Here is a 14039-nt window from a genome sequence, read left to right as displayed (position 1 = left end):
GTGATCGCGTCCGTCTTCAAGCAAGTGTTGTGTCACGCTCCCGTGAGTCTAGCAAGCGCGTCGTCCATGGCCGCTGCCGGCAGCTCGATCAGCCGCGGCGCCTCGGTGAACAGCAGCGCCGCCGAGACCTCGCGTCCCGGATAGAGCGGCTGAAGCAGCGCGCGATAGAGTGCGAGCTGCAGAACATAGGCTTGCGGGACTTCGGCGAGCGTAGCTGGCGCTGGCCGATTGGTCTTGTAGTCGACGATCGAAACCTTGTCCGGCGTTACTGTCAGCCGGTCGATCTTGCCGGAAATCGAGCGCAGTTTGCCCCTCACCTCCAGGCTGCCCATGATGGCGATTTCAGCGCGCGAGTCTGGCGCAAACAGCGGCGCGAAGCGGCTGTCAGCAAGAATTCTGAAAACGCCAGCCAGGGCCTTGTCGCGCTCGTCGTCGGGCCATGCCGCGCCGGCTCTTGCCAGATAGCGTTCGGCGGCATCCCGGCGTTTTCCCTCGTCGATGCCGGGCAGCATCTGCAGCAATTTGTGCAGCGCCAGCCCGCGCACGACGGCAAAGCCGGGCTCGGCGTCGGCATCCAGCACCGGCGAACGCGTGTCGGCCACCGCTTGCCGCGCCTCGTCGATCAGCACCGAGGCGCCGGACGGCGAGAGCGGCCGCGGCAATTCCTCGAAGGGCGGCAGAGGCTGGAACAGGGTTTCCGGCAATGGCGCAAAGCGTTCAGCCTGTCGTGCCTCATCCACTGACGCCAGTGGCATGGGCGACAGTTTCGTCGCCTGGAAACGATGCACGGTCTCGCCAGTGGCGGGATGCCGGCGTGCTTCGCTCTCCGCGGCACCGACCAGTGCGCGGCTGACGATCGAATGCCAGGTGCCGGTATTCGGCGCCCGCTTGCCATGGTAGCCGCAGACGATCAGCCGATCCTCGGCGCGGGTCATGCCGACATAGAGCAGCCGGCGATATTCATCGTCGGCGAGCTCTCGGGCGCGGGCCGATGCGGCGCGTGAAAATCCATTGGCGACATCGCTGGCTGAACGCCAGAGATAACCCTTGCCCTCCCAGCAGTCGCCCGAGCCTTCGAACGGCATCAATCTCGGCAGATGTTGGTCGCTGAACGGCGCGGAGCCGCCATCGACAAGGAATACCACCGGCGCCTCCAAGCCTTTGGCGGCATGCACGGTCATGACGCGAACCTCGTCGCGGGTCTGGTCCATTTCGCGCTTGATCTCGGGGCCGGCGTTTTCCAACGTCGACAGGAAGGATTCCAGTCCCGGCAGGCCGGTCCGCTCCTCGGCCAGGCAGAAATTCAGGAATTCGTCGAGGATGTCGCCGGCCTCCGGCCCGAGCCGCGCGATCATCTTCTTGCGCAGGCCGTCGCGGGCGAGAGCTGCAGCATAGAATTCGAACACCGGCTTGAATGCGGCCTCGTTCGACCATGTGTCGAGCCGGCTGACGACGGCGGCCAACGCCACGCTTTCGCCGGTATGCCGGCGCAGCGAGGCGATCAGCGAGACGCCCGACGGCCTCTCCGCAGCAAGCGCGAAAAGCTGCTCTTCCGAGACATCGAAGATCGGGCTGCGCAGCACGGCGGCCAGCGACAGATCGTCCTCGGGCTGGACGAGAAAATGACCGAGTGCGATCAGGTCCTTCACCGCGATATGGCCAGGCAGGCTGAGCCGGTCGGCGCCGGCCACCGGGATGTCGCGGCGCTTCAACGCCCGTGTCAGCGCATGGACGAAGCGGTCGCGCTTGCGCACCAGCACCAGCACGTCGCCGGGCCGGAGTTTCTTGCCACGCCCTTCGATGACCTCGCCGCCGCCGATCCAGCCGGCAATGGTCGCTGCAACGTTTTCGGCAACGCGCACCGCCGGTGCGTGGGCGTGATCCACCGCTTGCGTCCAGTCGTCCGGTTCGTCGACGGTGTCGGCGCCGAGCGAGGGCCAGACCTCGACATAGCCCGGCGCATCGTTGCGGATCGCCTTGTGGTCGAGCGGATCGGGATCGTGGCTGATGCCGCGCCGCACGTTCGGGTCGGCAAAGACACGATCCACCGCCGCAAGCACGTCGTCGGTCGAGCGAAACGACCAGGTCAGCTTGAGATCGGCGAAGGCGGCGGCGGCGGATCTGACTTTGCCGGCAAACAAAATCCGGCTGTCGGCAAAGGAGTCCGGGGCGGCTCCCTGGAAGGAATAGATCGACTGCTTTTCGTCGCCGACCGCAAAGATGGTGCGGTGGACGGCGTCGCGTGCGCCGAGTCCGGCAAAGAACTCCTCCGCCAGCCGCTTGACCACCTCCCACTGGTCGGGACTGGTGTCCTGCGCCTCGTCGAGGAGGATGTGGTCGATGCCCTGGTCGAGCTTGTATTGCACCCATGGGCCGGCGTCGGGCCGCGCCAGTAGATGGACCGTGCGGGTGATCAGGTCGTTGAAGTCGAGGAAGCCGCGGGCGCGCTTCAATTGCTCGTAGCGGGCGATCAGCCAGTCGGCGATGGTCAAGGCCGCACGCGTGCCCTCCAGCATCCTGAACAAGGCCAGCCGGTCGGAGATTTCGAGAATGGCGTCGACCGCCGCCAGATATCGTTCGGCAAGATCGGGCAACCGGTCAAGCAATGCCCTTTTGAACGTCTTTGCCGGATCGTAGGGCTCGCCGTCAGCCCTCAGGAAAGCCTTGGAGAGCAAATTCAGGCGACGCACCGGATGCTCCTCGGCGAAGGCGAGACGGGCGTATGGCAGCATATTGTTCAGCACCACGCGCGCATCGGCGGCCTCGGCCGCCCGTGAAAAGGTGACGAGATAATCCGGCAGGAAGCCGGGCAGCGGCCAGACGGAGGCGGCTATGCCTTCGGCCGTCTGGCCGGCGCGGAATTGAAACTCGTCGAACAGCGCCTGAAAACCATCGCCGCCGGCCGCGGCGATGAACGCACGCAAACCATCGCGCTTGCGCACGATCTCCGCCAGCAGTGCGTCGAGCCCATGTTCGCCGCCGCGCTCAAGCACGGTGGCGAAGGCCTCGGCCAATGCCGCATCGCCTGCAACGCCGCCCGAAATCATGTCGCGGCGGGCGGCGGCGAACAGCGAAGCCTCCATTTGCGGATCGAGCATTTCGAAATGTGCCGGGATATTGGCTTCCAGCGGGAACTGATGCAGCACCGATTCGCAGAAGGCGTGGATGGTCTGGATCTTCAGCCCGCCCGGTGTTTCCAGCGCCTCCGCAAACAACCGCCGCGCCCGGCGCATGGTTTCGCGGTCGGGCTGGCGGCCGTCCAGCGCCTCTATCCGTGTCGAGAGCTCGGCATCGCCCAAGGTCGTCCATTGCGACAGGGTGGAAAACACACGGTTCGACATGTTGGCGGCTGCGGCACGCGTATAGGTCAGGCACAGGATCTTGGACGGATCGGTGCCACGCAGCAAAAGCCGGATAACGCGCTGGGCGAGTACATGGGTCTTGCCGGATCCGGCGTTGGCCGACACCCAGGCGGAATTGCGCGGGTCGGACGCGCTTGCCTGGCTCGCGGCAGTGTCGCTTGGAATGGGGTAGGCCTTTTTCATGCCTCCCCTCCCTCGTCGTCGGCGTCGCCGCCGGCCGACCATTCGAGCACGCGGGCGAGATGGTCATAGTCGCCGTCGGTCTCGCCCTCGCGGAACGGCAGCGCCCGCGACAGATAGCCGGTCGCCGGGTCGGCGTAGTGGATCAGCAGTTTCTCCAGCCGCGCCCACGCTTCATCGGCGAGATCGGCAGCGGTTCGCGGCCTGCGGTTGTATTCGAGGATGGATTCCTCGAACACTTCGCCATTCGGCCTCAGCCGCACGAAGGCCAGTTGCGACGGCTCGCATGCGCCAAGCTCCTTGAAAGCGCCGCGCCTGAGCAGCGCGCCCTCCAGCGCCAGTTGCGGCGCGAGCAGCGTGTGCGCCTGTGCTTTGGATGGCGACGAGCCGGTCTTGTAGTCGAGGATGTCGGCCATTCCGCCAGCCATCAGATCGATGCGATCGGCATAGCCGGACAGGGTTACGCCGGATCGGCCGACCCCGGTCTTTTCGGCGCGTTCCTCGGCGTGCCGCCGTGCCACGGCTGCGGCCCGGCCGCGCTCCCATTCGATGATGCCGGCGGCAAGCTTTTCGAAGCGTGGCCACCACACCGCCTCGACATCGGCGGGCAGCGCAGCCTCGGCAAAGCAGGAGCGGCCTGCGGCGATGAGCCCGTCCAGCGCCTCCGGCGCGCGCGGGTCGGCCACCCTCGCTGAGAAGAGGTGCAGAATTGCGTGAAACAGCGTGCCACGCTCGGCGGCGCCCGGATCGCGAATGACCGGATCGAGCGGCATCAGGCCGAGTATCCTTCTGGCATAGACCGCATAGGGATCGCGACGCAGCGTTTCGATCTCGGTGACCGAGAAGTGGTGCGGCCGTACGATGAGCGGCGGTTTCGGCTGCGGCCGCGGCGCAAAGTCCTGCTTTTCGCCGGCATCGAGCACACGCGCCCAGGCAAGCAGTTCATCGCCGCGCCGGCGAAGTGCCGTAGCATGGTCCTCGCCGACGAAGGTAAGGATACGCTGCAGCCAGCGCGAGGGCACCGACGGTGCGTCGCCAGAACGGGCGGAGCGGGCCAGCACCAATTTCTTGGCGCCCATGGCCATCTGGAAATCATGGGCGGCAAGGCCGATGCGCCGCTCCGGCGGTTCAAGATCGATGCCGGTCTTCATCAGCCGCGACATGAAGCGGTCGCTCTCCGGCTTGCGCGGCCACACGCCTTCGTTGAGCCCGCCGACGACCAGCGTATCGATATCCTGAAGCCGCGCTTCCAGCACCCCCCAGATGGCGATGTTCCTGTCGGTGCCCTGCGCCGGCTTGACCATCTCGGGCGCGATCAGCGCCTCCATCACGTCAGGCCATTCGTCAGCCGCGAAGGAGAACGACACCGAGGCCGCGACCAGCCCGCGCAAGAGCTCGGCAAGCTTTTCGCCGGCATCGCCGGCATAGAGTTCGCTCAGGCTGCCGTCGGCGGCGCGTCCGAGGCTTTCGAGCGCAACGACGCTGGCACGCACAAGCGTGGCAAGATCGGCATTCTCCTCGCCGCGAAAAGCAACCAGCGGCGCCAGCGCAGCCGCTAGCCGGATCAGCAGCTCGCGCGCCTGTTCGATGCGCCTGACCGAGAGGCGCGATCGCCAGAAAGGCGGGCGGCGATTGCCGCCGCCGTCGAATTCGAGGAGCCGGGTGTCGAAGAGCTGCGGCAGCGACGCGACGTCCGGACGCCCGGTGCCACCGCGCAGCGCCACGAGTTCGACGATTTCGGCCGCATGGCGCACGCTTGCCCGCTCCCGGCCGAGGCCAAGCAGGGGATGCTTGAGCAGCGACAGCAAGGCGACCGGGTCGCCCGGGCGGAAGGCTGCCTGAAGCGCCAGCCTGAGCAGGCTGGCGGCTGGCGTGTTGATGAGCGGCGTGCCCCCGGAATCGTCGGCGGCGACGCCGAAGCGCAACAGCTCGACCGAGACGCGCCGCGCCAGCGCGCGATCGCCGGTGACCAGCGCGGCGCGCTGGCCGGGCCGTTCGACGGCCTGTTTGAGCGCGACGGCGATCGCCACGGCTTCATCGCGTTCGCTGGCGGCTTCGAGAAGCGTCACGTCAGCGAAGGCCTCGGCAACATCACCGGCGGTAAAACGGGCGCGCGTCTCGGCCCAGAGCTCGGTAGTCTCCGCCGGGCGAAGCGCTTCGCCGACGAGTGCGGCGCGCAATGCAAGCGGCCGCGGCGCAACAGCAAGGTCCTCGACGTCGGCGCGCGGCACGCCGATCTTGCCGATCAACTTTGCCAGGCCGTATTGCGGGTGGCCAAGCAGGGCCGGGCGCGCACCGAGCGCACTGATGGCGGCAAAGGACGGCTCGTCCAGTGTCCGGTCGAGCCCGGGCAGCACAACGGCGCCATTGGGCAGACCGGCGATCACGGCAAGCAGCTCGGCCGTGGCTGGGATCGATCCTGTGGAGCCGGCGGCGATCACCGGCCCGGCCGGCGGATTGCGCCTCAGCCGCGCCGCCTCCAGCCTTATCAGAGCATTGCGATGCGCGGCGGGATTGGAGCGATGGCGTTCCTCGAGCAGCCTCGGCCAGTTCTCGGTCACGATGCTCAGGAAATCGAGCGTCACCTGCCACCAGCCTGCGAGATTGCCGGTCACAAGGTCGGCGAGCCTCGCCCAATCCGTGCCCTCGGTCTCGATCTCGTCCATCAGCCGCGCCAGGTCGCGCGCCAGCCAGAGGGCGTCGGCGGCGGAGGCCGGGATGACGATCTCCTCGTCGAACAATGCGGCGACATGTGCCGGCAGGCGGCGTTTCCACGCTCGCACCAGCGGCGCAAGCAGCAGCAGGCGCTCTACCGCGGCGATCGGCGGCGCAAGGTCGATGGCGGCCGAAGCTCCTGCCTCGAGGGCCGCTTCATCTTCGTCGAACTCGCCAAGCGGGTGGATGACCGGCAGGATCGCCGAGCGGCTTCCCGAGCGCGAGAGAGCATCGACGAATTCGCCGCGAAGCGCCCGCGCCGCACGGCGCGTCGGCACATAGATGGTGAGATCGGCCAGCATCAGCGGATCGCCATCATAGGCAAAGCCGGGAACCAGGCGCCCTGCAAGCAACGCCTCGGCCAGCGTCGGCAGGAACGGCGCTCCGGGCGGAATCGAGAAAACGCGGCGGGAGCCGCTCATTTCGACTCGGTAAGAGCGCCGGGTGCCTCAGCAACAGCATTGGGCGTGCCGGCAAGCGCGGCGGCGACCGCTGCTTCCGCCCGCGGGATCGCGTCAGGTGTGCCGACAGTGATCCAGTGACCCTGCATCTTCATGCCGAACAGGCGGCCGGCGGCGATTGCGGCATCGAAATAGGCGTTAAGAGAGTGTGGGCCGGCCGGCGCATTCTTGAAGATGCGCGGATGGACGATCGCGGCGCCGGCATAGATCAGGCCGGCCGGATCGTTGTTCGCACGCCGCAAGGCGCCATCCGGCGCCATCAGGAAATCGGTGCCGCCGCTATGTCCGGTTGCCGACTGGAGATCCGCAAGCATCAGCAGAATGTCCATTGTCGCGCCCTCCCATGCAAGGGCAAGACGCCTGAGATTGGAAACGCCGCTGTCGATCCAGAAGGTGTCGGCGTTGAGCACATAGAAGGGCGCCCCTAACCCGGGCAGTGCCTTGACGATACCTCCGGCTGAGTCGAGCAGGCCGGTGCTCTCGTCCGAGATGACGATTGTCGGCGCACTGCGGCGGGCCACATGGTCCACGATCTGTCGCGGCAGGTAATGGACATTGACGACGGCGTTGGCGACGCCGGCTTCGGCCAGGCAGTCCAGCCCCCAGTCGAGCAATGTCTTGCCGGCGATCTTGACCAGCGGCTTCGGCATGGTGTCAGTGATCGGCCGCATGCGCTTGCCGAGCCCGGCGGCGAGCACCATGGCGGTCGTTGGCATCGGCTGCTCATCCGACGCCTTCAGGCCCAAATCCTTAGCCGTCAAATCGAGCGTTCCTCCAGCAAGCCGTGGGCGATGTAGAAATCCTGCAGCCCGGCCAGCGCCGGATGCGCTAGCGCCCGGCGAAGATAATCGCGGATGCGCGGCAGATGCTTCAGATAATAAGGCTTGCCGTCACGTTTTTCGAGCCGCACGAAAATGCCGAGGATCTTGGAATTGCGCTGTGCGGCCATGATTGCATATGTTTCCAGGAATTCGTCCTCGTCGAAGACGCCGGCCGCGCGCCGCGCGGCGATATAGGCGGCGAGCGTGTGCTTCTCGATTTCAGGTGAAATGGTGACGCGCGCGTCCAAGGCGAGCGATGCGACGTCGTAGGCGGACGGTCCGATCAGCGCATCCTGGACATCGACGACGCCGAGGCGGTCATGACCGGAACGGTCAGCGCGCCAGATCAGGTTGGGCGAATGGAAGTCGCGCAACATAAGCGTGTATTCGCGCCCCTCGAGCCGATCGAGCACCGCATTCCATTCGCTGCGGTAGCCGGCGCGCAGCGCCTCGCTTGGCGGAGTGCGTGAAATCGCCGGGACATACCAGTCGACCAGCAATTCGGCCTCGATCATCATGGCGTCGCGGTCGAAAGGCGGCACTTCGTGGAAGACGCCGGGGCCGGCCTGCATGCGGGCCGGCCATGTTTTGCCGTGCATCATGGCAAGCAGTTCGGCCGCCGCCGCATAACGCGCGGCTACCGGCTGGCCGCGCTTGTCGAGAAAGCCTTGGGAACCGAGATGCTCCAGCAGGAGAAAACCCTGCTCGAGGTCCTGGGCATGGACTTCCGGGACGCTGACACCGCCGGCCCGCAAGGCCCGGTCGATGGCGACGAATGCCGAAACGGATTGCGCCGTGTGGGCGATCTCGGCATAGGGTTTGCCGTCGCGGACCGGCGGTCCGAGCACCAGCCTTGGCGAGTTCATCAGCACGCGCGGCGGAAATCCGGCGAGCGTGACGATCTCGTAGGAGCGAGCCGAGGCATCACCGATGAAATATCGTCGCTGCGCGTCGCCCCAACCGGCCTGCCCGAGAAAATCGCGCATTGCCAGCGATCGCGCCGCGCGCTCGAAGGCGGCGCCCTCCCCCGACAGTCTCGCCAGTCGGCCGTCGCCCTGCTGGAGAAGTTCGACCAGCACCGAGGTTTTCGGCAGATATGCCTCTGCCCGCTCCGGCCATTCGATCAGCGCAGCCGCTTGCGTCAGCGCCTCGTCGAAGCCCAGCTCGTCCAGCTCGGACGCCGTGCCCAAGCGGTAGAGATCGAAATGATGGACCGGCACACGCGTGTCGTAGCTCTGGACCAGCGTGAAGGTCGGGCTGGGCACGTCGAGGCCGGCATCGTCGGCCAGCGCCCTGACCAGCGCCCGTGCCAAGGTCGATTTGCCGGCGCCGAGATCGCCCTTGAGAGCGAGCACGTCGCCAATGCGCAGCGACATGGCAAGATCCTCGCCGAGCCTTGCCGTCGCAGCCTCGTCGGCGAGAAAACGCTCCAGCACCAATACCGCCATCGAACGCGCTACTCGGCCGCCGCACGGATGCCCGACGGCGTGTCGGGAAAGGCGCAAACAACCGTGGTGCCCTTATCCCTGCCGGTCTCGATGCGGACGCTGCCGCCATGGAGTTCGACAAAGCTCTTGACGATCGACAGGCCGAGCCCGGCGCCACGGCGGCGGCCGCCATTGGTGCGCGGCTCGAAGCGCCGGAACACTGACTCAAGCAGGTCCGGCGGCATGCCGGGGCCGTCATCGTGAACGGAAAATTCCACGCCGTCGGCAAGCTGGCGGCAGGCGAGCGTTATGGTGCTCGCCTCCGGCGCGTAATTGGCGGCATTGCTGAGCAGATTGTAGAGTATCTGGCGGACGCGGATCTCGTCGCCGTGGAAGGTCTTCGGCGCGGCAGCCGCGTCGATCCTAAGCTTGATCGCATGTTCCTCCAGCCGATCGGCGACCAGTTCGGCGGCGGCCGTAATGGTTCGATTGATGTGAACTTCGGAAATGTCGAGTTCCATGATGCCGGCATCCACCGTCGCCAGATCGAGGATGTCGTTGACGATGGTGAGCAGGACCGAGGAGGACGAGCCGACATGCCCGATATATTCGCGTTGCTTCTGGTTCAACGGACCAGTCGACGGCAGTGAAAGAAGCTCGGTAAAGCCGATGATGTTGGTGAGTGGCGAGCGCAGCTCATAGGAGACGTGCTGCACGAATTCGTTCTTGATCTGGTCGGACTTTTGCAGCGCCTCATTCTTGTCCTTCAGTGCCCGCTCGACATTGACGCTGTCGGTAACGTCGACGAAGGTCATCATCACCTGGCCGTTGGGCAAAGGGATGACGGCGTAGCGCAAAACGGTGCCGTTGTTCAATTCGGTCTGGCCGTGGCGGTCGCGGCGCTCGTCGTCGAAGCCGGTGATGGCGGCAACGAACCCGCCCCACGGACTGTCGACGGCACGGCGGTCGCAAAGTTCGCGGATCGTCGAGACATGGACGTTGGGTTTTGAGGCATCGGCATCCAGCCCCCACAGGGCCGCGAAGGCCGGGTTGGACAATCTCAGCCTGCCGTCGGGGCCGAACACGGCGACGCCTTCGGCAAGGTTGTCGAGCGTCTCACCCTGAACCCGCACAGCGGTCTGATAGCGGCTTTCAAGGTCCATCTTCTCGGTCAGGTTCTCAAACACCCAGGTGACGCCGCCCTTGGGCTGCGGATTGGCGACGACGCGAATGGTTTTGCCGTCCGGCAGATGCCACCAATGCTCCTGCGATTCAACCGCGCGGTAAGCGCCGAGCAGGCTCTCTTTCCAGCGCCGCCATTCGGGCTGCTCAGCGATCTTGCCTTCGCTGCGCAGGCGGTCGAGCAGCAAGGCGTTATCCGGCGCGCTGTGCAGGAAGCCGCTGTCGAGGCCCCATAGTTTCTGGAACGCCTGATTGAAAAACCGCAATTTCTCGTCGGTATCGAAAATCGCCACGGCGGTGTTGAGCTGATCGAGCGTGTCGGCGTGGCTCTGCACGGTCCGCTCATATTCGGCGCGAATGGCCTCGATGGCGCTGATGTCGCAGGCAAGACCAGCCGAACCATCCGCCCCGGCAAAATCGGTCACGGCAAACATACGGCGGTCGCCTTCGATCACCGTGGAGAGCGTCTGTTCGAAGACGGGGTGCGACTTGTGCTGCGCAGCGATCGTGTCGCGCGCCTGGCCTCCGAGGAATTCCTTGCCGTCACGAACCGCCGCTTCGGCATTCTCGGCCTCGACCGCTTCGGCATAGGCCCGGTTGACCCATTTCAGCCGCCCGTCAACGGCCCGCAACCATGATGGCATCTTGAGCGCATCCAGAAGGCCGATCAGCGTCTCATGGTCGGCGGCCAAGCGCTGGTTCTCGATCTTCAGCCTGGCCTGGCTTCGCTGTGTCTCCGAAAGCGAGACGAAGCGAACCAGCACATGCGCCGCACTCTTGCGGCCGTGAACCTCGAGCGGCTGGCCGGCCTGCGATTCGATGACCAGATCGAACGGCTTTGCCTTGTCCCGCAGTGATGCGACGGCATGTTCGAGTGCGGCCGCCGAACGCGGCATCAGCCAGCGGCCGAAAGCCAGGAAGGCCGCCCGGTCCTCCGGCGCGCCGCTCTCGAGCGGCAATGTCCCGACAAGCTCGGGCTTCTTGTTTTCGGCCGCCCATACCACCACGCGCTGATCGCGGGAATGAAGCAGCGCCTCCGAGCGCTGCAGCGCGGCATTGACGTCGGCGATGCGGGTCCTGAGCTCGGCATTTTCCGCCGCGGTGCGCGCCCGTTCGCGGATCAGAAAGATGGCCGACAGCAATGCCGCCCCCATGACGCCGACGAACATGGCGAGTTGCATGACCTCGACCGTGCTGACCGACAGCCCGGCCTTTTGCGCCGCGCGGGTTTGGGCATGTGCAGCAGAGCCAAGCAGCGGACCAACCAGCGCGGACGAAGCAAGCAGCACTCCGATACGGCTGCCGGCACGCCACAAAAGGCTGCCGCCTCTGGCAGCGGAGCCCGTGACCGAATCGTTATGGCCGCCGGAAACGGCCTGTCCCGCGCAAGGCGGGTTATCCCCCGGCATGTCTTGGTCCTCTTCGCCGCCTGAATGCAAGACCGCCCTGATGCGTGCGCCCGGGCCTCGTCCCCGGACCGCGAATCAGCACCATAGCGCTTGCGCGAATCGGCGTGAAGAATCAATCAGCGCAAAAATAAAGCCGGGCGAAAAGTCAATCGCCCGGCTTCAATATCTAGTGGCAAGTTTCGCCGTGGTTAATAGCGGTAGTGTTCCGGCTTGAACGGTCCCTGCGGAGTGACGCCGATATAGGCGGCCTGTTCGCCAGACAGTTCGGTCAGGCGGGCACCGAGCTTGTCGAGATGCAGGCGCGCGACCTTTTCGTCGAGATGCTTCGGCAGGACATAGACCTGGTTCTCGTACTGGCCGGGCTTGGTGTACAGCTCGATCTGGGCCAACACCTGGTTGGTGAAGGACGCCGACATGACGAAGCTTGGATGGCCGGTGGCGTTGCCGAGGTTGAGCAGGCGGCCTTCCGACAAAAGGATCATCCGTTTGCCGTCCGGGAAGGTGATCATATCCACCTGAGGCTTGATGTTGGTCCATTTCAGGTTGCGCAGCGAGGCAACCTGGATCTCGTTGTCGAAGTGACCGATGTTGCCGACGATCACCATGTCCTTCATCAGGCGCATGTGATCGAGGGTAACGACGTCCTTGTTGCCGGTGGTGGTGATGACGATGTCTGCCGTCGGCGCCGCGTCCTCGAGCGTGACCACCTCGAAACCGTCCATCGCCGCCTGCAGCGCGCAGATCGGATCGACCTCGGTGACCTTGACGCGGGCGCCGGCGCCCTTGAGCGAAGCCGACGAGCCCTTGCCAACATCGCCATAGCCGCAGACGACCGCGACTTTGCCGGCCATCATCGTGTCGGTGCCGCGGCGAATGCCGTCTACAAGCGATTCCTTGCAGCCATATTTGTTGTCGAATTTCGACTTGGTGACGGAATCATTGACGTTGATTGCCGGGAACGGCAGCAGGCCTTTTTTCTGCAACTGATAGAGCCGGTTGACGCCGGTCGTCGTCTCTTCGGTGACGCCGCGGATCGCTTGCTTCTGCCTGGTGAAGAAGCCGGGTGATGCCTGCATGCGCTTCTTGATCTGGGCAAACAGGATCTCTTCCTCTTCGCTGCCCGGATTGGACAGCACATCCTCGCCGGCCTCGGCGCGGGCGCCGATCAGGATGTACATGGTGGCATCGCCACCGTCATCGAGGATCATGTTGGAGGTGCCGCCATCGGCCCACTGGAAGATCTTGTCGGTGTAGACCCAATAATCCTCCAGCGTCTCACCCTTGACGGCAAACACCGGAATTCCGGCCTCGGCAATGGCCGCGGCGGCGTGGTCCTGGGTCGAGAAGATGTTGCAGGAAGCCCAGCGGATATCGGCACCGAGCGCCTTCAGCGTTTCGATCAGCACCGCCGTCTGGATCGTCATATGCAGCGAGCCGGTGATGCGCGCGCCCTTGAGCGGCTTCTTGTCGCCGAATTCCTCGCGGCAGGCCATCAGGCCCGGCATTTCGGTTTCGGCGATCTCGATCTCCTTGCGGCCCCAGCCGGCAAGCGCGATGTCTGCGACCACATAGTCCTTGCTACCCGTCATGGCAGTGCTCCGATGCGAATTGATTGCGGGACGCGCCCCGCCCCGAAGGCGTGTCGGAGGGCGCGAGTTGCCGGCCTGACTAGCAGATCGGGAGTTGGACGACAATGGGATATAAAGAAATCTTTATCCGTGCATGTCTTCGGAAGCGATCAGCACGTCAGCATTCCTCGCCAAAACGGGAAGCAACCAGTTGCTCCAGCGCATCGATGACCTCTTCGGCCTCTGGGCCGGTGGCGGTGACGCGGATTGAATAACCGGGACTCGCCGCCAGCATCATCAGGCCCATGATCGAGGTGCCGCCGACCTTGACGCCGTCCTTCTCGACCTGAACCGTGGCATTGAAGCCGCTGGCAATTTGAACGAACTTGGCCGAGGCGCGCGCATGCAGGCCGCGCTGGTTGACGATCGGAAAGTCGCGAACGATCTTGTCCTGTTCCGGCAAGAGCGCGCTCATTTGCTGCTCAGGAGTTGACTGGCGACATTGATGTATTTGCGGCCGGCAGCCTGCGCCTCATCCAGCGCTGCCGTCATGTTGTCGCCCTTGCGAACGCTGGACAGCTTGATCAGCATCGGCAGGTTCATGCCGGCAATGACCTCGATGCGGCCGGATTCCATCACGGAAATGGCGAGGTTGGAGGGCGTGCCGCCGAACATGTCGGTCAAAACGATGACGCCTGATCCCGTATCGACGCGGCCGACTGCGTCGATAATGTCGCGGCGGCGCTGTTCCATATCATCGTCGGCACCGATCGCCACGGTCTCGAAATTGTCTTGTGGCCCAACGACGTGTTCCACGGCATTGCGGAACTCGGCGGCCAGTTGACCGTGCGTTACAAGCACGAGTCCGATCATTCTTTGGTGGCTCCCGTCATCGCCGCTTCACAGGCGCATTT

8 protein-coding genes are annotated in these 14039 nt (G+C 65.1%); all 8 read right to left on the bottom strand.

Annotation, left to right across the window (positions count from 1 at the left end):
- Positions 1 to 32: 32 nt before the first annotated feature.
- The 8 genes from addA to NKH50_RS14275 all read right to left on the bottom strand — a co-directional run bounded on the left by addA (position 33) and on the right by NKH50_RS14275 (position 13998).
- On the bottom strand, positions 33 to 3545 hold the full coding sequence (gene addA, locus NKH50_RS14310) for a double-strand break repair helicase AddA (protein WP_352879434.1): 3513 nt from the start codon (positions 3543 to 3545) through the stop codon (positions 33 to 35).
- Positions 3542 to 6679: a double-strand break repair protein AddB gene (gene addB / locus NKH50_RS14305; RefSeq protein ID WP_352879432.1), complete on the bottom strand. Its 3138-nt coding sequence runs from the start codon at positions 6677 to 6679 to the stop codon at positions 3542 to 3544. Before addB ends, addA begins: the two co-directional genes overlap by 4 nt.
- Positions 6676 to 7434 carry a nucleotidyltransferase family protein gene (locus NKH50_RS14300; RefSeq protein WP_352879430.1) on the bottom strand — a complete coding sequence of 253 codons (759 nt, stop codon included), beginning with the start codon at positions 7432 to 7434 and terminating at the stop codon, positions 6676 to 6678. Before NKH50_RS14300 ends, addB begins: the two co-directional genes overlap by 4 nt.
- Before the next feature lie 41 nt (positions 7435 to 7475).
- A complete protein-coding gene (gene tsaE / locus NKH50_RS14295; RefSeq protein WP_352879429.1) occupies positions 7476 to 8987 on the bottom strand; it encodes a tRNA (adenosine(37)-N6)-threonylcarbamoyltransferase complex ATPase subunit type 1 TsaE in 1512 nt (503 codons plus the stop codon).
- Between the two features lie 8 nt (positions 8988 to 8995).
- Positions 8996 to 11557: a sensor histidine kinase gene (locus NKH50_RS14290; protein WP_352700964.1), complete on the bottom strand. Its 2562-nt coding sequence runs from the start codon at positions 11555 to 11557 to the stop codon at positions 8996 to 8998.
- A 188-nt stretch (positions 11558 to 11745) separates the two neighbouring features.
- Entirely contained in the window at positions 11746 to 13146 is a 1401-nt protein-coding gene (gene ahcY / locus NKH50_RS14285) for an adenosylhomocysteinase (RefSeq protein WP_352879428.1), read from the bottom strand.
- Positions 13147 to 13303: 157 nt separating this feature from the next.
- Positions 13304 to 13600 carry an HPr family phosphocarrier protein gene (locus NKH50_RS14280; RefSeq protein ID WP_352879426.1) on the bottom strand — a complete coding sequence of 99 codons (297 nt, stop codon included), beginning with the start codon at positions 13598 to 13600 and terminating at the stop codon, positions 13304 to 13306.
- Complete coding sequence (locus tag NKH50_RS14275) at positions 13597 to 13998, bottom strand: PTS sugar transporter subunit IIA (RefSeq protein WP_254815942.1); 402 nt, start codon at positions 13996 to 13998, stop codon at positions 13597 to 13599. The genes NKH50_RS14280 and NKH50_RS14275 overlap by 4 nt, the downstream gene beginning before the upstream one ends.
- Positions 13999 to 14039 lie beyond the last annotated feature (41 nt).

Origin of the sequence: Mesorhizobium sp. M1027 (assembly GCF_040318745.1) — a bacterium.
Taxonomy (GTDB): domain Bacteria; phylum Pseudomonadota; class Alphaproteobacteria; order Rhizobiales; family Rhizobiaceae; genus Mesorhizobium.
Note: the sequence above shows the minus strand (reverse complement) of the source record. Positions and strands in the feature narration are given on the sequence as shown.